Here is a 19,578-nt window from a genome sequence, read left to right as displayed (position 1 = left end):
ACACCTTAGGGTGAAAACAGGGTTTAGCAGTCGAATTAATTAAGGGAAGCGAATTTTGGATTACTTCAACTATCAGGATGATGGCCAGCTTTGGGCCGAAGACGTCTCACTCCACGATCTTGCCGAGCAGCATGGCACTCCTCTTTATGTTTACTCACGTGCAACGCTAGAGCGTCACTGGAATGCGTTTGATAGCGCTGTGGGTCAGCATCCTCATCTTGTTTGTTATGCAGTAAAAGCAAACTCCAACCTTGGCGTATTGAATGCACTGGCTCGTTTGGGTTCAGGTTTCGATATTGTATCGGGTGGTGAGCTTGAGCGTGTTATCGCGGCTGGCGGTGATGCGAAGAAGGTTGTGTTCTCAGGCGTTGGTAAAACGCCGGCAGAAATGAAACGCGCACTGGAGTTGGGTATTAAATGCTTCAACGTGGAATCAGAACCTGAGCTAGAGCGCTTGAACAAAGTCGCGGGCGAGCTAGGTGTGGTTGCACCGATTTCTCTACGAATTAACCCTGACGTAGACGCAAAAACGCACCCTTATATTTCGACTGGTCTGCGTGACAACAAGTTTGGCATCGCTTTTGACCGTGCTCCGGCAGTATATAAATTTGCTCAGAGCTTACCAAATCTCAATGTGCAAGGTATCGACTGCCACATTGGTTCTCAGCTGACTGAGATTGAACCTTTTATCGATGCAACAGATCGTCTATTAGCGTTGATTGATGACCTGAAAGCACAAGGCATCAACATCCGTCATCTGGACGTTGGTGGTGGTCTAGGCGTGGTATATCGTGATGAATTGCCACCACAGCCTTCGGATTACGCGAAAGCGTTGCTAAGCCGATTAGAGAACCACCAAGAGCTAGAGCTGATCTTCGAACCAGGTCGTGCGATTGCAGCGAATGCGGGTATTTTGTTAACGCGCGTGGAATTCCTAAAACACACTGAGCACAAAAACTTTGCCATTATTGATGCGGCAATGAACGACTTGATGCGTCCAGCACTTTACCAAGCATGGCAAGATATCGTGCCAGTCTCACCACGAGCAGGTGAAGCACAAACTTACGATTTGGTGGGGCCTATCTGTGAAACTGGCGATTTCTTGGGCAAAGATCGAGCGCTAGTACTGCAAGAAGGTGATCTACTCGCGGTTCGCTCTGCAGGCGCCTATGGTTTTGTGATGTCTTCGAACTACAATACGCGTACCCGAGCGGCGGAAGTAATGGTGGATGGTAACCAAAGCCATCTTGTTCGCCAGCGTGAGGAGCTGACCAGTTTGTGGCAGCTGGAACAGATTCTACCGGAGTAACACACAACAAATGCATTTCCACTTTTCCAAAATGCACGGTTTGGGCAACGACTTTATGGTTGTCGACTGCATTACCCAAAACGTGTTTTTCTCCCAAGACTTGATCCGTCGTTTGGCGGATCGTCACACGGGCGTTGGCTTTGACCAACTGCTCGTGGTTGAAGCGCCGTATGATCCAGAAACCGACTTCCACTACCGTATTTTTAATGCCGATGGTAGTGAAGTTGAGCAGTGTGGTAATGGCGCTCGTTGTTTTGCGCGTTTTGTGCGTTTGAAAGGACTGACCAATCGATACAGCATTAGTGTTAGTACCAAGAAAGGTAAGATGATTCTTGATGTTGAAGATGATGGTGATGTAACGGTAAATATGGGCATGCCTGAATTTGAACCAAGCAAGATCCCTTTCAAAGCGAAGCAAAAAGAGAAAACCTACATCATGCGAGCAGGTGAAAAAACCTTGTTCTGCGGTGCCGTAAGCATGGGCAATCCTCATGTTGTGACGGTGGTTGATGATGTTGATACGGCTGAGGTGGAAGCGCTTGGTCCATTGCTTGAGTCACATGAACGCTTCCCTGAGCGTGTGAATGCAGGCTTTATGCAGGTAGTGGATCGCAACAACATCCGTTTACGTGTGTATGAACGTGGTGCGGGTGAAACCCAAGCTTGTGGTAGTGGGGCTTGTGGTGCCGTTGCGGTTGGCATTTTGCAAGGTCTTCTGGACGAGAACGTGAAAGTTTCCCTTCCGGGTGGTGACCTACGCATCTCTTGGCAAGGCCCAGGCAAACCATTATTTATGACCGGACCTGCAACTCACGTATTTGATGGTCAATTGTCGTGCTAGTTGAAGAGCAAGAGAGTCAAGTCTCAGAAGTTGAAGCGGATGCTCTGACGGCGGAAGTCGTTGCGCAGTACTTAAAAGACCATCCAGATTTCTTTGTTCAGCGTCCTGAACTGATCGACCGTTTATCGATGCCGCATGTTGATTTGGGCACAGTTTCTTTGGTTCATATTCAAATGAACCGTCAGCGTCAGCGTATTGAAGAACTGGAAGAAGAGATCACGACACTGATGTCGTTGGCGGCAAATAACGATCGCACCTTCTACGAATTCATGGATTTGCAAGGGCAAATCCTCAAGTGCGGTGACTTCAAGCAGGTCATCAACGCCATTGAACTCAAAGCCAAAGATCTTGGTTTGAAGGCGTATGTGCGCCTATTGAGCCAGTGTGATGCTGCGACTCAATTGAGTAAGGAAAGCTACCAACGTTTTGCTACCAATCACTTAAACGGAAAAGACGCTTACTTAGGCCGTTTACGTAAAGTGGATCGCGAGGCGTTGTTTGGGAATATGGATGTTCCAGAAATGGGTTCCTATGTGGTGTTGCCACTCGTGAAAAAGCAGACGCTTGGCGTACTGGCATTTTCTAGCGAGGATGGCGGTCACTTCCAACCAGATATGGACACCTTGTTTTTGCGTCACCTATCCTTAGTAGTGGCACATCTCGCTCAAACATTGGTATGGCAAAGTCACCATGACGACAACTCCCAACACTCCTCTGCCAAATAGTCTTCAAAAGCCTCTTGAACGCTTCTACGAATTCTTGCGAAGCGAAAAGGGGCTTAGCCTGCACACCCAACGCAACTACAAACAACAATTGGAAACCATGGCTCACCACTTGGCTGAGATGGGGTTGAAAGATTGGTCACAAGTCGATGCGGGTTGGGTGCGTCAATTGGCAGGTAAAGGCATGCGTGAAGGCATGAAAGCCAGCAGCTTAGCGACGCGCTTATCTTCTCTACGCAGCTTTTTCGATTTCCTGATCCTACGTGGAGAAATGTCAGCGAACCCAGCCAAAGGTGTTTCGGCGCCGCGTAAGAAACGTCCACTACCAAAGAACCTCGATGTGGATGAAGTAAACCAATTGCTTGAAGTTAACGAGGACGACCCGTTAGCGGTGCGCGATCGCGCCATGATGGAGCTAATGTACGGCGCTGGTCTGCGTTTGGCCGAGTTGGTCAGCATTGATGTTCGTCATGTTCAATTGCGCAGTGGAGAGTTGCGTGTGATTGGTAAAGGCGACAAAGAACGTAAAGTCCCGTTCTCTGGTATGGCAACAGAATGGGTCGGTAAGTGGTTGCGTGTGCGTGGTGATTTAGCTGCGCCGGGTGAGCCAGCGTTGTTTGTGTCTAAGCTGGGTACGCGAATCTCGCATCGCAGCGTGCAAAAGCGCATGGCGGAGTGGGGGCAGAAGCAATCTGTCGCGAGCCACATCAGCCCGCACAAACTGCGTCACTCGTTTGCGACCCACATGTTGGAATCGAGCAATAACTTACGTGCGGTGCAAGAGTTATTGGGGCACGAAAACATCTCCACCACCCAAATCTATACCCACTTGGATTTCCAACATTTAGCGCAAGCTTATGATCAGGCGCATCCAAGAGCGCGTAAGAGAAACGACGACAAGTCGGATTAATCAAGGAATCCCATGAAATTCTACCGCCGTATTGCGCCTGTAAAGGCGATGACGTTTGACCTTGATGACACTCTCTATGACAACTACCCAGTGATAGTTCGTATGGAGCGTGAGTTATTATCTTGGCTTCAACACTATCATCCGGCGGTCGCTCATATGGATAAAGCCGATTGGTTTGCACTCAAGCAACGTGTCGTGCAGCTACAACCTGAGCTGAAGAGTGACGTCACTTTGTGGCGTTTAATGCAGCTCAAGCAAGCCTTCTCCCAAGTGGGTTACGATAACGAAGCGTCCCATGCCGCAGCGCAAGCCGCAGTAGAGGTTGCTTTAGATTGGCGTAACCGTTTTGAAGTACCACAGCAAAGCCTCGATGTACTTGCTGAACTGGGGCAAGAAATCCCGCTGGTAGCAATCACCAACGGCAATGTGGATTTAGATCGAATTGGTCTAACGCCTTATTTCCAACAAGTACTGAAAGCAGGGCCGGATGGTCGTGCGAAGCCGGCGCCGGATATGTTCAGTAAAGCACAGCGGTTTCTGGATTTGCCAAGTGAACATATTCTTCATGTCGGTGACCACTTAGTAACAGATGTTCAAGGCGCGAAACTCGCGGGTTTTGCCGCATGCTGGTTTAATGATATGAATAAAAATGTCATTACTCAGGCAAAAACGCGAACGTTACCTGACATTGAAATCAATAACTTGCAGTCGTTACTCGCGCTTTTGTAATCGCTTTCGCATTAATCCATTCAATCTTAATTCTGACCCTAGAAAAGCCGCCTAAAGCCACGTAAATTACTCTCATCAAAGTAAAATAATAAAACCATTTTCATGTGGTGTGGCTTGATGACGGCAGTGGTAGGGTAAATGCGAGCATTCTCTCAACTGGTTCAAAATGTGGATCAGCTTAATGACTTTTTAGTCACTTCTCAGTGTTGTGCAGATAAACGTTATCTGGTGCAACTCTTATCCACCCAATCACGCGACTCCGCCGTCTCGCTCGCACGGGCAATACTCGAAAGATTACCCAACACGCACATCATAGGTCACAGCACTCGTCACGTTATCTTGGAAGGTGAAATCATTAACCATGGTTGCTTAGTGTGTGTGATGGAGTTTGAGCAAACCACGCTCACGTCTGCGGTTCAGCATTATTCCTTCTCGCCAGATATCGATGGCTACGATCTCAAGCAAGCTTTACAGCTACAAGATAACTCTAAAGCCATTATTAGCTTTTCTGTCCAAATCGAACGCCGTGATTATCCGGTGTATCGCGTATTTGATGCCGACGGTCCGAAGGTTTCTGGCGGTTTGGCTCAAACCATCGATGACGGCTGTTGGGTTCTGCATCAAGACCAAGTTTATGACGAAGCGGTTGTCGCGGTTGCCTTGCACTGCGATACCTTGAAAACATGGACGAGCGCGTATTCCGAGTGGAACCCGATTGGCATGCCGCACAAGGTTACTCACGCCAAAGGGACGCGTTTGTATCGTTTGGGGGAGCGTAAAGCGCTGGAAGTGTACAAACATTACCTTGCTGATGGGCACGACCTGACGCTTAATCAACTGCTGAATTTCCCACTTTATCGAGAATCCATTGGGCGCAAAGAGGTGTGTGCCGTGACGGAAATCCATCCCGACGGCAGCATGAGCTTTGATCGCCCTTGGTGTTTGGGTGATGAAGTGCAGTTTTGTTACAACCATCCTTCGTTAACGCTTGAGCAAGTTCGCCATGGGGTGGTGGAGCTTTCCATGCATCAGCCTGAAGCAGTGATGATTTATAACTGCGCATCGCGACTTGATTTTATTGATAGCAGCGATGAAGTTCGCGCCTTCACGGACATTTCCCACACGTCGGGCAGTTACTGCATGGGCGAGTTGTACGGCGAGAATCACCAACAAGAAATTTTGCACCATAGCCTGACTTACTTGGCGATGCGAGAAGGGGATGAAGTTACTGCGCTTAACATGCCACAGCAAGAAGTGAGCACTTCTATCTCTCCCTTGTTTAGTCTGATTCGCAATGCGATTGGCGATCTAAACAACATGAATACTCACATGGGCTATCAACTCGACCGCCAAGCGAAAAAGCTAGAACAGAGCTTTCGCCGAGATAGTCGTACAGGATTACAAAACCGCGTTGCGCTGCAAGAGCGTTTGATCAGCATTGATACCGATGAGCATTTACTGACACTTAAACTGCTTAACTTTAGCCATATCAACGAAAAGTACGGCTATCGCGTTGGCGACCAACTGTTGAAAGACTTGTCGATGCACTTCAGCAATCGCCTACGTAAACGCCTTGGTAAACCGGCTGCGCTGCAACTTTATAGCATTGGTGTTGGTGAGTGGGCGTTCTTATTTAAAGCTGACACCAGTAGTGAAGCGATCAAGCAACACTTTACTCGCTTTGCTGACGCGGTCGAGCAAACCAACTTTGAACCAAGTGGCTTACGAGACATTGATTACCTTTCGATTTCATTGTGCGGTGGCTTGGTTAGCCGTCGTGATTTCCCAACGGCATCGCCGGATGAATTGCTCCTCAAAGGCATTGAAGCACGAAGAGCAGGGGTGCGCAGTAATACGCACATCTGTAATGCCAAAGATATTGAGGTCAATGAAGATGTGCGAAAAGAGCAGTTGGGTTGGCTAAGCTGTGTGAGCCGCGCCATCCTCAAGCAGAACATCATCACCTACAGTCAGCCAATTGTGCACGCTTATAACCATCGTCCTGCGAGCCAAGAGTGTTTGGTACGCATCATGGAAGAGGATGGCAGCATCATTGCGCCGGGGCGTTTCTTACCCATCATTTCTGATACGCATTTGTACACGCGTTTGAGCCGTCACATGATTCGTTCAACGCTCAACTACATGAAAGACCAGCATGGTGACTTCTCAATTAACTTGTCACCTCAGGATTTACTCAGTGATAAAACCTTGATGTTGCTTGAACATGCCATTACCCAACTTAACGACCCAAGACGGATTGGTTTAGAAGTGTTGGAATCAGAGCAAATCAAAGATTACGGACGAATGATTGAGGTGTGCAGCCACTTTAGAAGCCTAGGCGCACGCATCATTGTGGATGATTTTGGTTCGGGTTACTCCAATATTGATGAGATCCTCAAGTTAGAGCCGGAAGTCATTAAGCTCGATGGCAGTTTGATTCGCTACATCGACAAAGACCAAAAGCAGCGCAAGATTGCTTCGCAGTTGGTGCGTTTGTGTCAGGTGTTTAACGCTAAGACTGTCGCTGAGTTCGTGCACAACAAAGAGGTGTGCGACATTGCGCAGGACATGGGGGTGGACTATCTGCAAGGTTATTATTTGGGTGAACCGACACGTTTGTTTTAATGTAGCTTTGCTCTAATTGAGCTTAAGAGCTCTAAAGTTTTGTTTCACGTGAAACAGCATCCAATAAAAAACGCAGCGTTAGAGCTGCGTTTTTTTGATTCTTAAGAATGTTAGGCTTTGAACTCGTGACCACTTTTCTCGGCTTGGAAACGAGGAAGGTATTGCTCGAAGAAGTTCAGCATCTGTTTCTGGTTTTGCTCTTCACCGAGTTGCCCGAGCAATTGGGCAGCCACTTCAAAGGTACATAGATTACCTTCTTGCTGGTTGCGACGCAGTTGATATTGGGAATCGGCTTGAGTGGCTAAGCCCATCATAGCGACGCCCTCTAGCCAACGGCTTTTATTGATCATCTTGCGCGCCTCTTGCCAAGTCGCATCAAGAATGATGTACAGCGGTCGTCTGCTTTGCTCGTTACTTTGTTGCTGCACTTGTTCAAGTGTCAGGCTCTCTTCACTTGGGAATAGCAGTACTGGCAGTAGGCTTGGATTCGCTAGCGTTTCTAATAACTCCGCTGGTGGTGTTTTTCGGTCCCAAACGACTTGAGTGACATTCAGTTGGCACTGGGCGAGCAGTTTGCCAGTGTTGGTATCGCGCGTCAGTTCATTAGGGTGCATTAACAGCATCAGCGAGTGTTCACTGCTTAACTTGGGCAGCAGTGAACAGATGCAGTTGAACTGGAAGCCACAATGTGGACAAGGCTGTGCCATTACAAGCGCACTCCATCACGAACAGGGCTGATGCCATCTGAGAACAGACGCACACCGCTGACTTGTTCTTTGCTCGCTTTTGGCGCCAAGCTTGGGTTGATTGGGTAGCTTACGCCTGTGTATTGCATCACGTATTGCCCCGGTGTTGCACCGCCTCCGCTGACATTGAAAATCAGGTCACGCCAGCCGTGCGAGGTTTGTTGACCAAGCATAATTGGACTTTGTACGAGCGTCACACGGCTGTTGAAGCGCCACTCTTTCTCGTAGTTTTCGAAGACGAGTAGAGTACAGCCGCCAGAGCCACACCAATCAAGTTGCACCAGTAATTCTTCATCACCATCGCCATTCAGATCGTAGGTCAGCCAACGGTATTGGTTATTGCTTGGGTTGGTTTGATTAATGAAAAAGTAGTTACGTACCGCCGCATCCACTTTTGAATTAAATTCGGCACTGGATGGCACATCAGCTGCACCAATTGGATCGTTGTTGCGCTCGGCTGCTGGTTGTTCTGTACCTGAGTTGCGCTCGGCTGCTGGTTGTTCTGTACCTGAGTTACGCACTGTTGCTGGGTATAGCACTAAACCGCCATCGGCAATGGGATAAACCAAATTGCCCACTTTCTCTTTGACTGCTTTCAGCTGGTTGCCTTCGCGAGTAAATAGGCGCTCGGTCATTAAGCGTTGTTGCTGGTGGTGAGTCATCAATACTTGCACTTGCGATGGGCTCAGTTGTTGCCAGTAGCCGCGTTCAATCAATGGCGGTTGCCCGTCTGAATAGCTGTATTTGGTGATGGCACTGTGGTCGCTGTTAAGTGTCATTTGTACTTCAAACCCTTGCGACTGGGTTGACGTTGCTACGTAAGTGTTCACCCACTCGAGTGTTGAATCTACGTTGGCCGCCATACCGCAGCCTTGGTAGGTTTTATCGTCATGCGCTAGTGTCGCTTTCCAGCCGTAGAGAGAGTTGCTCATGGTGTCTGAACACAAGTTCTCGGTCATGCGCAGTTCGCCGTCATCCAGTTGGTAAGTACGCTGACGAGGTTGCAATTTACTGCTGTCGATTTTTAGCGTTTGTGTCGACTTGCCCATTTGCTGGAACTTGAGCGTATTGCCTTCAAAGTTGGCAGCCCACGAAGGTTCATTACCAAATACGCGAGTGGGTTTACTGGTTTGTTTGCAGCGATGCGGATTTTCTGTGGTGAGGAGGTTCACCTGCTCAACCACAAAGTTAGCATCGAAATCTGCAGAAAAACCGTCGACGCCTGGTGGATTGAGGTGACCAATCACTTCACCATACATGGTTTGATAAGGTTCGTTGGTGATGGCCACTGCATGTTGGATTTGTTGTGGTGACAGTTGCAGCCAATATTGTTTGTCGCTGCCACAAGGTGTGATGTACTGGCTTTCATGCCCAATCACGACTTCACCACGCAACATAAAGGTTTGAGGTAAGATGGTTTCTGGCTTATCTAAGGACGCAGGCGGAGTTGTTGGTGCGTCTGCATCGGACTGCTGTGGTTGCATGCTACATGCTTGCAGGACCAGCAGTGTGGCTAATGCCACTGGGTTTTTCAAAGCCTTCATGTTATATCTTCCTCATTACTCAATCTGCATCGGATGGCATTATGGCATATTGGTTATTTAAAACAGAACCAGATACCTTTTCTATTGACACGCTTCGAACCCAAAAGGTTTCATGTTGGGAGGGAGTTCGTAATTATCAGGCGCGTAATATGATGCGTGACCAAGTCAAATTGGACGACTTGGTACTGATTTACCACTCTTCTTGTAAGAACGTGGGTGTGGCAGGTATTGCCAAAGTGACTCGTGAAGCGTATCCCGATCATTTCCAGTTTGATCTAGAGAGTGATTATTATGACCCAAAATCTGACCCAGAAAATCCGCGTTGGATTATGGTGGATATCGAGTTTGTGCGTAAGACTGAGCGCTTGATTCCGTTGTCGGTCATGAAGGCGATGCCAGAGCTAGAAAACATGCCATTGGTGAAACGCGGTAATCGCTTATCGATCATGCCGGTGAGCGAAGAAGAGTGGCAAGCAATCCTCGGAAAAGAGAAGTTGCCGAGTCAGCGATAAAAGAAAAAGGGCTGCATGGTGCAGCCCTTTGTGATTTTGTCGATAACCCGCTGTTGATAACTAATACAGGTTATAGCAGATGCTCTTGCAGGTAGTGTGCAACCGCATCGTCGGCGTTGCTGCCGATCACTTCATTGTTTGGTAGTGCTTTCATCACTTTCTCGTGAGAGGTGCCCATCACCAAACCTTTACCCGCCATCGATAGCATTTCTACGTCGTTCATGCCGTCACCAAACGCAATGGTGTTTTCTAGTGTCAAACCAATTGATTCTGCTACTGCTTTTAGAGCGTCACCTTTAGAAACACCCGCACTCATTACTTCCAGACACCAAGGTGTTGAGAATGCGATGTTTAGTCGATCGCCAAACTGTTCACGCAGCTTCGTTTCGAAGGTAACAAGGTGTTCATGGTCTTGCGCTGGGTGGGTGAAGAACACTTTTGCAATGCCGTCAGTTGGCGCATTGTCTTGGTCGTACAACTTGTAAGTGAACTCTTCGTGGAAATCACGCAGTTGTTCGTCGTCTTTGTTCAGCAACCAGTCGTCGTTTTGGTACATGTGGATAAGTATTTCAGGATCCGTTTTGATCGTGTCGATCACTAGCTGCACCAAATCTTCCGGTACGTTCTGGCTGTACATCTCTTGATCATTCTGGTCGTGCACACGAGCGCCGTTTGAAGTGATCATGTAAGCCGGAATACCTACCGTGCGACGAATGCTTGCGACGTCTACGTGGTGGCGACCCGTTGCAAAGACAAATGTGTAGCCTTGTTCATGCAGCGCTTTGAGCGTCTCTTTCGAGTAAGTGCTTAGCTGGTGGTTTGGTGCGAGTAAAGTGCCATCCAGATCTGAGGCAACGATTTTAGTGATCTCTTTGCAAGGTAGCGATGTGCTCATGAAGCCCTCGTAAACGGTTCGGATAGAGTAGAACAGGTTGATTGCACACGGAGCGCAGTAGATTGACTAGGTCGTACTGCTCCGAGTGCGGGGAACATGATGAAGTTTACGCCAAAATAAGGAGGAAAAAGAGGGTAAATCGCAGACCTCGTATTTCCTCTTTAATTCATTTTATGCGCTTTGAGCACGCATAAAGGAAAAGACAGCGTCCAGAGCTTGGTTACGATACTGGTCTTTTTCGAACAAAATTTCGTGCTCTGCACCAGCAATCGAAACTAGGCTGGCATTGGGGTTGGTCTTACTTAGCTTATCGATAAAGCGTTGCTGCGCGGCGTTACTCACGATGCGATCATTGCCTGACTGAACCAATAAAACCGGAACTTTAATTTGGCGTGTCAGCAAAATACATTGCTTGGCAGCCATTAAACCTTGCCAAACCCAGCGAGTGCTTGGCCCCCCGACTTGCAGTTCGGGCTTGTCGTTGTATAAACCACGGAACCAATGATAACGATCGTAGCTTTGGCTAAGGGGGTTATCTTCAAACGGTTTTGTGTAATACGCTTTATGTCCCGGAGCATAGCTAGGCTTTGTCGAAACTGCCGCTAAGATTTGGCTGACCGGAATCGCGATAGGGCTGAGATACCAAGGTAGGTTGATACCAAACATTGGGGAACTCAGAATCAAACCATCAAAGTTGTGTTCTGGATGCGTTTGCAGATAGCGCGTGGCGATCGCACCGCCCATAGAGTGGGCAATGATAAAACGCTGTTGGTATCCGCTTAAATCAAGCTGCTGCAGCACCAATTCCATATCTTCAATGTAATCATTAAAGTCATAGACGTGACCCATGTCTGAGTCTGGAATTAGGCGATCTGATAAACCTTGTCCTCGATGGTCAAACGAATACACGTCATAACCTTGTCGATATAGGTCATAGAACAGTTCTTGGTATTTCCAGGAAGCTTCAATGCGACCGTTAACGATCAGCACGGCTTTTGTGTGCTCAGGATTGGTGAGTTTGCACCAGTAGATTTTCTTTTTCTCTGTCCCTTTTACAAAGCCTTCTTGGCGTTCTCGCCAAAGTGCTGCGATTGGACCACCTATTGCTTGCTCAAATAAAGTCTCTTGAGTATAAGTCAAAGGTGAATGGTTAATAGCCATTAGTCGATTACCTAAAGATACGTTGTTACCGCGACGTATCATCGAAGAATTATTGAGGAAATGCAATGGATACCCATGTTTGGTTAGCCTATGTGGTAACAGCAATTGTTTTTAGTCTGGCTCCGGGATCTGGTACCGTCAACTCGATCAGTAATGGTCTGAGTTACGGCACGCGTAAGTCATTGGGTGCTATCGTTGGTTTACAGATTGGTTTGGCAATTCATATTGCTTTGGTTGGCGCTGGCATTGGTGCTTTAGTCGCGCAATCGGCAACGGCATTTACTGTGATCAAATGGGTTGGTGCAGCTTACCTTGTGTGGCTTGGCATTCAAAAGTGGCGTGATACATCCGGCTTGGTTGCGACCGAAAGTCACCAAACCATGTCAGGTACTTCTCTGTTGTACAAAGCCATTCTTATCAACCTGACTAACCCGAAATCGATCGTATTCTTGGTGGCACTGTTTCCACAATTTATTGACCCAGCGAAAGACCAACTGACTCAGCTATTGGTATTGGGTGTGACCACAGTAACCATTGATGCGTTTGTGATGCTGGGTTACACCAGTTTGGCCGCTCAAATGGGACGCTTTATTCGCTCAGATAAGATCATGGGCAAAATTAATAAAGTATTCGGTTCAATGTTCATGGGATGTGGTGCATTATTAGCGGCAGCTAAGTAACAAATTATAAAAAGCACAATAATTTCGAATGAAAAATGCGTATGTCGCCCGCCAGCCTATCTTTAATCGAAAAAGACAGACGCTGGGATATGAGTTGTTGTTCCGTGATGGTGAAAGTAATGCCTATCCTGTACACATCGATTCAAACAGGGCGACATACCGATTGATAGTAGAGAACTTTCTCTCTGTCGGAACCAATCCTCTGATTGCATCTTCGCGATGCTTCATCAATTTTCCTCATCAAAGTTTGTTGCGTCGGCTGCCAAGAAGCTTGCCGAAAAACAAAATCGTGGTTGAGGTACTCGAAACCTGCCAACCAACCGATGAACTGCTTGAAGCCATTCGTGAACTGTACCGTGAAGGCTACTTGATCGCGCTCGATGATTTCACGTTGACTGACGAATGGCGTCGCTTTCTGCCTTACGTTCATATCGTGAAACTCGACATCATGGCGATGGGGCTGAAAAATGCGTGCGATTTAGTTAAGAAGCACACCAAAAAGCGCACCAAATACCACTTCTTAGCTGAGCGGGTCGAAACCGAAGCTGAGTTTGAAGCGACCAAAGAGGCGGGCTTTAAATTCTTCCAAGGTTACTTTTTCAGTAAGCCGGAAGTGATGCAGACTAAATACGTGAGCCCTGAGCAAATACTGGCGCTTAAGTTATTTAGAGAAGTGTGTGTTCCCGATCCTGACTTCGACCGGATTGAAAACATCATTACTCAAGATGTCACGCTGTCGTACAAGTTACTGCGTTTTGTGAACACGCAATCGACCACGCTAGAAGTGACCATTACTTCATTCCGCCAAGCTTTGATTTACCTTGGGCAAGAGAAGCTCAAAATGTTTGTCTCGCTGGTGGTGGCGTCTTATATCTCCAGTAAGAAGCCGCGTGAGTTGTACAACTTATCTTTGCAACGCGCTCAATTCTGCGAAGCCATGTCGCGCTATCAACCTCTTTCGCATCTCAACGAGCAGGGCTTTATGGTTGGCTTGTTGTCGATTCTCGATGCCATGCTCGATTTGTCTGTTGAATCTTTAGTTGGGCAGTTGCCGTTAAGTCCTTCCGTGCAGCAAGCTTTGTTGCATCGCCAAGGTGAATACGGCGCGTTACTGGCAATTGAAGAGTGCTACGAGCGTGCAGACTGGGCTGGCGTGGAGCAATTCTCCCAGCAACTTGGTCTTTCTGTTGATGATGTGAAGTCTGAACTTGGCGAAGCTGTGCGCTGGAGTCAGACCTTTTCTGGCGCCTAATCTGATCAAATATTAAACTTTTATTACAGTCGAGCACGATCGCTTGACGGCATCCTCTTTTTAAATAACCATATACGCATATCCATATATAGGTATGTAAGTATGCTTCCACATCAGTTCTTCAAACTTCTTTCCGACGAGACTCGTGTGCGTTGCTTAATGCTGGTGGTTCGTGAAGGGGAAACTTGTGTTGGTGATTTAGCTCATGCGCTACAAGAAAGCCAACCAAAGATTTCTCGCCATCTGGCTCAGCTAAGATCAAATGGTATTTTAGTTGATAAACGCCAGGGGCAATGGGTGTACTACGAGCTGTCAGATCAATTACCGGGATGGATGCAAAAATTGATTGATGACTTGGTGGCCTCGAACTGCTTAAAGCAAGAGTACCAAGACGATATTTCACGTTTGCAAGACAAAGCTCGTGCAGCGTGCTGTTAACCAGCGAAAGCTTAAAGGTAGAAGATTATGACGATTAAAGTAGGTATTAACGGTTTCGGTCGAATTGGTCGTTTGGCATTACGCGCAGCGTTTGATTGGCCAGAGCTAGAGTTCGTACACATCAACGATGTAGCGGGTGATGCAGCGACTCTTGGCCACTTACTTGAGTTCGATTCAGTTCAAGGTCGTTGGAACCATGCAGTGCAAGTTGAAGGCACAGACATGGTGATCAACGGTAAGCGCATCACGACTTCACAAGAGCGTGATATCGATGCTGTGAACTGGGGTCAATGTGATGTTGTGATTGAAGCAACGGGCGTTCATCGCAAAACCTCATTCCTAAACAAATACCTAGAACAAGGCGTAAAACGTGTTGTTGTTAGCGCACCAGTAAAAGAAGACGGCGTAGCTAACATCGTAGTGGGCGTGAACGACCACATCTTCGACCCTGCGCAGCACCGCATCGTAACCGCAGCGTCTTGTACAACGAACTGTATTGCACCTGTCGTGAAAGTGATTCACGAGAAACTGGGCATTGAACAATCGTCATTCACAACGATTCACGATTTAACTAACACACAAACGATTCTGGATGCGCCGCACAAAGACCTACGTCGTGCACGTGCATGTGGCATGAGCCTGATCCCAACCACAACGGGCAGTGCAAAAGCGATTGTTGAAATCTTCCCAGAGTTGAAAGACAAGATTAACGGTCACGCGGTTCGTGTTCCTCTAGCAAACGCCTCACTTACTGACATCATTTTTGATGTGAAACGTGATACCACGGCAGAAGAGGTTAACGCACTACTGAAAGAAGCTTCTGAAGGCGAGCTAAAAGGCATCCTTGGCTTTGAAGAGCGTCCATTGGTTTCTATCGATTACAAAGGCGACCAACGTTCAACGATCGTTGATGCGCAATCAACCATGGTAGTGGGCTCTCGTATGGTGAAGATTTACGCTTGGTACGATAACGAAATGGGTTACGCGACGCGTACTGCAGAATTGGTTCGTAACGTTGGTATGGCATAAGGAGTTTTAAGATGTCTCATCCTACATGGCAATTAGATTTAGAAACGGGCGCTTTAGTACTGACTCCATGTCCTGGTACCAAAGGTGTTGAACTGCAAGCTTCGTTAGAGCAACTAAAAGCACAAGGCGTAGAAGCGATTGTGACTGCCCTGGATAATGCTGAATTAGCAGCAAAAGACGTGTCTGCGTTGGGCGAATTGACTCAACAGTTGGGCATGAAATGGTTCCAAATTGAGATTGAAGATGATTGTGCTCCGGGCGAAGAGTTCGCGGCAAAATGGTCACAAGCGAGTCCTGAACTGCACGCGATTCTTGCTCAAGGTGGCAAGGTTGCAATGCACTGTATGGGTGGCTCTGGTCGCACAGGTTTGTTCGCTGCGCACCTACTGCTAGAGAAAGATTGGGCGCTAGAAGACATCGTACGTGAAGTGCAAGCGCTGCGTCCTGGTGCTTTCACTAAACCAGTACAAGTTGAGTATATCGAGCGTGTGGCTCAAAACGCTTGATCAGCTTATAGAGCTTTTGGAATATCATGATCTAAAAGCTCTCTTTATGCCGTAATGGCTTACCAATTTATGTGACTCTTGTTTATTGATTTTATATTTAAATTATTGTTTATTAATAAATAATATTTAGATCTCTCATCAGTTCTTGTTTCACAATTTAGCGCCAGTATTGAGATGGCTTAATGCTGGTGTTCAGGTCATAGAGCATTTGGAACATCATGATCTAAATGCTCTAAACGCTGTACATCTGAGGTCGTTATGATTTCAAAACTAAGCAAAAGTATCCGTCAGTATATGCTGGTGACGTTCAACTATTGGAACTTCACCGTGACGGATGGTGCACTCCGTATGTTGGTGGTGCTTTACTTCCATGACTTAGGCTACTCAAGCTTAGCCATTGCTTCGCTGTTCCTTTTCTATGAATTTTTTGGCGTAGTGACCAACTTGGTTGGTGGCTGGCTAGGTGCTCGACTTGGTTTGAACAAAACCATGAACGTCGGCTTAGGGATGCAGATTTTTGCCTTGCTGATGTTGGCAGTGCCCAATGCTTGGTTGACCATTCCTTGGGTAATGGCGGCGCAGGCAATTTCAGGTATTGCCAAAGATTTAAACAAGATGAGTGCCAAGAGCGCGATCAAAACTTTGGTGCCAGACGAGCAGCAAGGTGCACTTTATAAGTGGGTTGCGATCTTAACGGGCTCAAAGAATGCGCTGAAAGGTGCGGGTTTCTTTGTTGGTGGTTTGTTGTTGTCGGCGTTTGGTTTCCAAACTTCGATGGTCATTGTGGCAAGTGTGCTGGCTGTTGTGTTTGTATGCAGCTTGATCTGGTTAGAGGCGGATATGGGGAAGGCGAAGAGCAAACCTAAGTTCCGTCAAATTTTCTCTAAGTCAGAATCGGTGAACATTCTTTCCGCTGCACGTATGTTCCTATTTGGTGCTCGTGATGTGTGGTTTGTTGTTGCACTCCCGATTTATCTTGGCAGCGTGTTTGGTTGGGATCATCTGATGGTAGGCGGCTTCCTTGCGGCTTGGGTGATTGCTTACGGGTTCGTTCAAGGTTTTGCGCCTCGTATTACTGGCAAAGCGCAAGGTCGAGTGCCAGATGGTAGCGCGGCTCTGATTTGGGCAGGAATCCTTGCCGTCATCACTGGTGCGATTGCTTATGGCGTGCAAATCGGTTGGCAACCAGAGCTTGTTATTGTGATGGGCTTGATGATTTTCGGCGCCGTATTTGCGGTGAACTCATCTCTTCACTCTTACCTGATCGTTAGTTATGCGAAGGGCGATGGTGTTTCATTGGATGTCGGCTTCTATTATATGGCGAATGCGATGGGACGTTTGATTGGTACGGTTCTATCCGGTTGGATTTACCAAGAAGCGGGTTTAGCGGCATGTCTGTGGGTGTCATTTGCTTTCTTAGCGCTAACAACTCTAATTTCTATCAAGCTACCAAAGGCCAAAGTGGCTACGGCTTAAATCGGTTCACGACTTAGAAATAAAAATGGCTCCATATTAGGAGCCATTTTTATTTTTACGATTCAGTATCGCAAATCAGCAAGTCTTGCTTATGGGCAAAGACGACCTTGTTGTGCAGGTTGCGTCATTTCCATATCACCTTTCAGTGAGCGGTAAACGATGGTGTTCCATACTTCACCATTGTCCATTTCGAATTCAATGGCGTAGTTAAGACCATTCACCACTTGAGTTCGTACGCTTAAGATCTCTTTTAGCTTAGCTGCGGTGTTCATCTGACCAAGTACAAAGTCGAGTGCTTGCTGAGCTTCAGGTGTTACTTCACCTTGTGACCAGCCGCCAGCAAGGTTTTCAGCGCTGCAGATAGGGTTCGCTTCCGGTTGCGATTGTGTTGGTGCCACGGTCTCTTCCTTTTGATTACATCCAGCTAAAGCCACTACACAAACCAGTGATGCTAATAATGTTTTCTTCATAAAGACCTCTCTTAATAATCTGTTCAGCATCCTAATGGAATAAATCGGTTAAATCTGTTTCATATCCGAGAAAGCTTAGGGCTGCTGATCTCATTTGTACAATGAGATTTGTGACTACCTATTTTGCAAATCAATGATATTGGCGCGTCATCGCTGAGTTAAAAATAAGCAAAAACAGATTGTTAACTATTTAACTGGATGAAAATTACCCTATGCTATAAACGTGAAGTCACTCAAAGTAGGTAAGGGTATGAGAGAAAGGGTTCTATTTTTCGACTTATTACGTTGTGTCGCTGCCATCGCAGTGATCGCGATTCATGTGCTAGCGCCATATCGTAATGAGTTGGGAGTGATTCCGTTTGACCAATGGTTGACGGCTGTCGGGGTAAACAGCGTGACTCGCTGGGCAGTACCTGTATTCATTTTGATTACTGGTGCTCTAATGCTCAGTGATACACGACCTTTTGATGCCAAGTACTACGTTAAACGGCGTTTAGGCAAAGTATTAGTACCTTTTCTTATTTGGTCGATGTTTTATGCCTACTTGTCGGGTTGGACAGCACAAGGCTTCGATTTTGAAACGGTTAAAGAAGTGGTGAGTAACAGTCCACATCACGCGACTTACTATCACCTCGGATTCTTCTATTACTTTATTCCGCTCTATTTTGTTATTCCGTTATTCCAATGGGTGGTGCGTAACTGCGATGATAACGTTCTCTATGCGTATCTTGCTGTTTGGCTGCTGACCAGCACTTTGTTCCTATTTAAGATTGATGGCCCTTGGAGCAATCAATACTGGCTTTACATGGGATATTTGCCGCTCGGCTATGTGCTGTTTAAGAAAGTGCCTCTTAATCGCACCACTGTCAGCATTTTTACTGGGCTTGGGCTCGTGGCGTTGGCGGTGACGTTTACCATGGTGGTGGCCAACAGTTTAGAAGCTGATAAATATACCGTAGGTCGTTGGTTTTCATACAAAACACTGAATGTGATTCTCGCAGCGTCTATGATCTTTATGCTGTGCCGCTACTTTGGTGAAGGTCTAACACCTAAAGTGCAAAAAGTGGTGAGCTTTATTAGTCAGCACAGCTTAGGAATTTATTTGTTGCACCCAATCTTCTTGTGGCCAATGAAAGCGTTTGGTTGGTATCAGGGACACCCAGCTTGGGTAATACCAGTTTGGATCGTTTTGAGTGGAGCTGGGGCCTTGGCGATGAGTTACTTGTTCTCTAAATCAGCCAAGACCCGTTGGCTATTACCTTAGATTAGCGTTTTAAGGCGAAGTGAAGGAATTTATCGCCACAGTAAGTCAGTGTGCCTTTATCACCAGGGTTTAAGGCGTGGTAATAGTGCACACCGATTTGAAACTCGCGTTTCGGGCCAATAGAGCCGCGCTGAACGTAAATCCAATATTCCTGATCGTCTTGTCCAGGTTCTGCTTCTGGTACTTCTATCGCTTGTTTATCGAGTATGGTGACTTGAGCGCTTTGTTCAGGCGCGTCTTCGCCAAAGTAGTGCTTGCTGTAGAAGCGAAAGAATACCCAAGCTCCGAGAGCAATCAGGGTGAATAGAGCCAAAATAAGTGAGATTGGCATGATAACCTCCAATGTTTCATTGGCATCTATTTTACAGAACTCCCTGATTAAACTATGAGTTGAGATAAATTATTCGTGATCTAGTAAAAGGGATGTAGGTTTTATTCGGCACACTTCACATTTTATATGCGTGCAAGA

General features: G+C 47.0%; 20 protein-coding genes. 14 read left to right on the top strand and 6 right to left on the bottom strand.

Translation table 11 applies throughout. The features are described 5' to 3' along the window. Positions 1–55 precede the first annotated feature (55 nt). The 6 genes from lysA to L1076_RS25410 all read left to right on the top strand — a co-directional run bounded on the left by lysA (position 56) and on the right by L1076_RS25410 (position 7,136). Positions 56–1,309 carry a diaminopimelate decarboxylase gene (lysA, locus tag L1076_RS25435; RefSeq protein WP_038881541.1) on the top strand — a complete coding sequence of 418 codons (1,254 nt, stop codon included), beginning with the start codon at positions 56–58 and terminating at the stop codon, positions 1,307–1,309. Positions 1,310–1,319: 10 nt separating this feature from the next. After that, positions 1,320–2,150, top strand: coding sequence for a diaminopimelate epimerase (dapF, locus tag L1076_RS25430; protein ID WP_104037810.1), 831 nt, complete (start codon positions 1,320–1,322; stop codon positions 2,148–2,150). Next, entirely contained in the window at positions 2,144–2,875 is a 732-nt protein-coding gene (locus L1076_RS25425) for a DUF484 family protein (protein ID WP_039977283.1), read from the top strand. Before dapF ends, L1076_RS25425 begins: the two co-directional genes overlap by 7 nt. Beyond that, positions 2,841–3,782 carry a tyrosine recombinase XerC gene (gene xerC, locus L1076_RS25420; protein WP_038881538.1) on the top strand — a complete coding sequence of 314 codons (942 nt, stop codon included), beginning with the start codon at positions 2,841–2,843 and terminating at the stop codon, positions 3,780–3,782. Before L1076_RS25425 ends, xerC begins: the two co-directional genes overlap by 35 nt. A gap of 12 nt (positions 3,783–3,794) precedes the next feature. Further along, positions 3,795–4,511: a 5-amino-6-(5-phospho-D-ribitylamino)uracil phosphatase YigB gene (yigB, locus tag L1076_RS25415; RefSeq protein ID WP_038872515.1), complete on the top strand. Its 717-nt coding sequence runs from the start codon at positions 3,795–3,797 to the stop codon at positions 4,509–4,511. Positions 4,512–4,649: 138 nt separating this feature from the next. Then, complete coding sequence (locus L1076_RS25410; protein WP_045408623.1) at positions 4,650–7,136, top strand: EAL domain-containing protein; 2,487 nt, start codon at positions 4,650–4,652, stop codon at positions 7,134–7,136. Between the two features lie 110 nt (positions 7,137–7,246). Here L1076_RS25410 and L1076_RS25405 read toward each other — a convergent pair whose 3' ends face one another. Both L1076_RS25405 and L1076_RS25400 read right to left on the bottom strand, forming a co-directional pair. Further along, complete coding sequence (locus L1076_RS25405; protein WP_045408626.1) at positions 7,247–7,843, bottom strand: tRNA-uridine aminocarboxypropyltransferase; 597 nt, start codon at positions 7,841–7,843, stop codon at positions 7,247–7,249. Next, positions 7,843–9,426, bottom strand: coding sequence for a hypothetical protein (locus L1076_RS25400; protein ID WP_237304707.1), 1,584 nt, complete (start codon positions 9,424–9,426; stop codon positions 7,843–7,845). Before L1076_RS25400 ends, L1076_RS25405 begins: the two co-directional genes overlap by 1 nt. Positions 9,427–9,467: 41 nt before the next feature. On the opposite strand from L1076_RS25400, the gene L1076_RS25395 reads away from it, so the two are divergent. Continuing rightward, positions 9,468–9,938, top strand: a complete 471-nt coding sequence (locus L1076_RS25395) for an EVE domain-containing protein (protein ID WP_039977277.1) — start codon at positions 9,468–9,470, stop codon at positions 9,936–9,938. A 70-nt stretch (positions 9,939–10,008) separates the two neighbouring features. Here L1076_RS25395 and L1076_RS25390 read toward each other — a convergent pair whose 3' ends face one another. Both L1076_RS25390 and L1076_RS25385 read right to left on the bottom strand, forming a co-directional pair. Next, on the bottom strand, positions 10,009–10,833 hold the full coding sequence (locus L1076_RS25390) for a Cof-type HAD-IIB family hydrolase (protein WP_237304706.1): 825 nt from the start codon (positions 10,831–10,833) through the stop codon (positions 10,009–10,011). Between the two features lie 171 nt (positions 10,834–11,004). Then, entirely contained in the window at positions 11,005–11,994 is a 990-nt protein-coding gene (locus L1076_RS25385; protein ID WP_237304705.1) for an alpha/beta fold hydrolase, read from the bottom strand. A gap of 65 nt (positions 11,995–12,059) precedes the next feature. On the opposite strand from L1076_RS25385, the gene rhtB reads away from it, so the two are divergent. From rhtB to arsJ, 6 genes are all read left to right on the top strand, one after another. After that, positions 12,060–12,674: a homoserine/homoserine lactone efflux protein gene (rhtB, locus tag L1076_RS25380; RefSeq protein ID WP_005452019.1), complete on the top strand. Its 615-nt coding sequence runs from the start codon at positions 12,060–12,062 to the stop codon at positions 12,672–12,674. A gap of 28 nt (positions 12,675–12,702) precedes the next feature. Next, complete coding sequence (locus tag L1076_RS25375) at positions 12,703–13,926, top strand: EAL and HDOD domain-containing protein (RefSeq protein WP_054757195.1); 1,224 nt, start codon at positions 12,703–12,705, stop codon at positions 13,924–13,926. 102 nt (positions 13,927–14,028) lie between these two features. Next, positions 14,029–14,364 carry a metalloregulator ArsR/SmtB family transcription factor gene (locus tag L1076_RS25370; protein WP_009705162.1) on the top strand — a complete coding sequence of 112 codons (336 nt, stop codon included), beginning with the start codon at positions 14,029–14,031 and terminating at the stop codon, positions 14,362–14,364. A 27-nt stretch (positions 14,365–14,391) separates the two neighbouring features. After that, a complete protein-coding gene (locus L1076_RS25365; RefSeq protein ID WP_005430364.1) occupies positions 14,392–15,393 on the top strand; it encodes an ArsJ-associated glyceraldehyde-3-phosphate dehydrogenase in 1,002 nt (333 codons plus the stop codon). A gap of 11 nt (positions 15,394–15,404) precedes the next feature. Further along, on the top strand, positions 15,405–15,899 hold the full coding sequence (locus L1076_RS25360) for a cyclin-dependent kinase inhibitor 3 family protein (RefSeq protein WP_038881516.1): 495 nt from the start codon (positions 15,405–15,407) through the stop codon (positions 15,897–15,899). A gap of 258 nt (positions 15,900–16,157) precedes the next feature. Beyond that, on the top strand, positions 16,158–17,375 hold the full coding sequence (arsJ, locus tag L1076_RS25355; protein WP_237304704.1) for an organoarsenical effux MFS transporter ArsJ: 1,218 nt from the start codon (positions 16,158–16,160) through the stop codon (positions 17,373–17,375). A gap of 89 nt (positions 17,376–17,464) precedes the next feature. Here arsJ and L1076_RS25350 read toward each other — a convergent pair whose 3' ends face one another. After that, positions 17,465–17,845, bottom strand: coding sequence for a cystatin domain-containing protein (locus L1076_RS25350; RefSeq protein WP_038896757.1), 381 nt, complete (start codon positions 17,843–17,845; stop codon positions 17,465–17,467). A gap of 250 nt (positions 17,846–18,095) precedes the next feature. On the opposite strand from L1076_RS25350, the gene L1076_RS25345 reads away from it, so the two are divergent. After that, the gene (locus L1076_RS25345; protein WP_038872536.1) at positions 18,096–19,109 is read left to right on the top strand and encodes an acyltransferase; all 1,014 of its coding nucleotides are present in this window, start codon (positions 18,096–18,098) and stop codon (positions 19,107–19,109) included. A gap of 1 nt (position 19,110) precedes the next feature. Here the strand turns inward: L1076_RS25345 and L1076_RS25340 are convergent, their stop codons facing one another. Beyond that, positions 19,111–19,440, bottom strand: coding sequence for a DUF2500 domain-containing protein (locus tag L1076_RS25340; RefSeq protein ID WP_038872539.1), 330 nt, complete (start codon positions 19,438–19,440; stop codon positions 19,111–19,113). Positions 19,441–19,578: the final 138 nt, after the last annotated feature.

This window comes from Vibrio sp. MMG023 (assembly GCF_021654215.1).
Taxonomy (GTDB): domain Bacteria; phylum Pseudomonadota; class Gammaproteobacteria; order Enterobacterales; family Vibrionaceae; genus Vibrio; species Vibrio jasicida.
The sequence above is the reverse complement of the archived record's forward strand: the minus strand, read 5'-3'. Positions and strand labels throughout refer to the sequence as shown.

Excerpts from the sequence above, each read along its gene's own strand:
- yigB (WP_038872515.1), top strand. The coding sequence starts at position 3,795 with ATGAAATTCTACCGCCGTATTGCGCCTGTAAAGGCGATGACGTTTGAC.
- arsJ (WP_237304704.1), top strand. The coding sequence starts at position 16,158 with ATGATTTCAAAACTAAGCAAAAGTATCCGTCAGTATATGCTGGTGACG.
- L1076_RS25340 (WP_038872539.1), bottom strand. The coding sequence starts at position 19,440 with ATGCCAATCTCACTTATTTTGGCTCTATTCACCCTGATTGCTCTCGGA.
- L1076_RS25375 (WP_054757195.1), top strand. The coding sequence starts at position 12,703 with ATGAAAAATGCGTATGTCGCCCGCCAGCCTATCTTTAATCGAAAAAGA.
- rhtB (WP_005452019.1), top strand. The coding sequence starts at position 12,060 with ATGGATACCCATGTTTGGTTAGCCTATGTGGTAACAGCAATTGTTTTT.
- L1076_RS25385 (WP_237304705.1), bottom strand. The coding sequence starts at position 11,994 with ATGGCTATTAACCATTCACCTTTGACTTATACTCAAGAGACTTTATTT.
- L1076_RS25345 (WP_038872536.1), top strand. The coding sequence starts at position 18,096 with ATGAGAGAAAGGGTTCTATTTTTCGACTTATTACGTTGTGTCGCTGCC.
- L1076_RS25350 (WP_038896757.1), bottom strand. The coding sequence starts at position 17,845 with ATGAAGAAAACATTATTAGCATCACTGGTTTGTGTAGTGGCTTTAGCT.
- dapF (WP_104037810.1), top strand. The coding sequence starts at position 1,320 with ATGCATTTCCACTTTTCCAAAATGCACGGTTTGGGCAACGACTTTATG.
- L1076_RS25370 (WP_009705162.1), top strand. The coding sequence starts at position 14,029 with ATGCTTCCACATCAGTTCTTCAAACTTCTTTCCGACGAGACTCGTGTG.
- L1076_RS25360 (WP_038881516.1), top strand. The coding sequence starts at position 15,405 with ATGTCTCATCCTACATGGCAATTAGATTTAGAAACGGGCGCTTTAGTA.
- L1076_RS25405 (WP_045408626.1), bottom strand. The coding sequence starts at position 7,843 with ATGGCACAGCCTTGTCCACATTGTGGCTTCCAGTTCAACTGCATCTGT.
- L1076_RS25410 (WP_045408623.1), top strand. The coding sequence starts at position 4,650 with ATGCGAGCATTCTCTCAACTGGTTCAAAATGTGGATCAGCTTAATGAC.
- xerC (WP_038881538.1), top strand. The coding sequence starts at position 2,841 with ATGACGACAACTCCCAACACTCCTCTGCCAAATAGTCTTCAAAAGCCT.
- L1076_RS25400 (WP_237304707.1), bottom strand. The coding sequence starts at position 9,426 with ATGAAGGCTTTGAAAAACCCAGTGGCATTAGCCACACTGCTGGTCCTG.
- L1076_RS25365 (WP_005430364.1), top strand. The coding sequence starts at position 14,392 with ATGACGATTAAAGTAGGTATTAACGGTTTCGGTCGAATTGGTCGTTTG.
- L1076_RS25390 (WP_237304706.1), bottom strand. The coding sequence starts at position 10,833 with ATGAGCACATCGCTACCTTGCAAAGAGATCACTAAAATCGTTGCCTCA.
- L1076_RS25395 (WP_039977277.1), top strand. The coding sequence starts at position 9,468 with ATGGCATATTGGTTATTTAAAACAGAACCAGATACCTTTTCTATTGAC.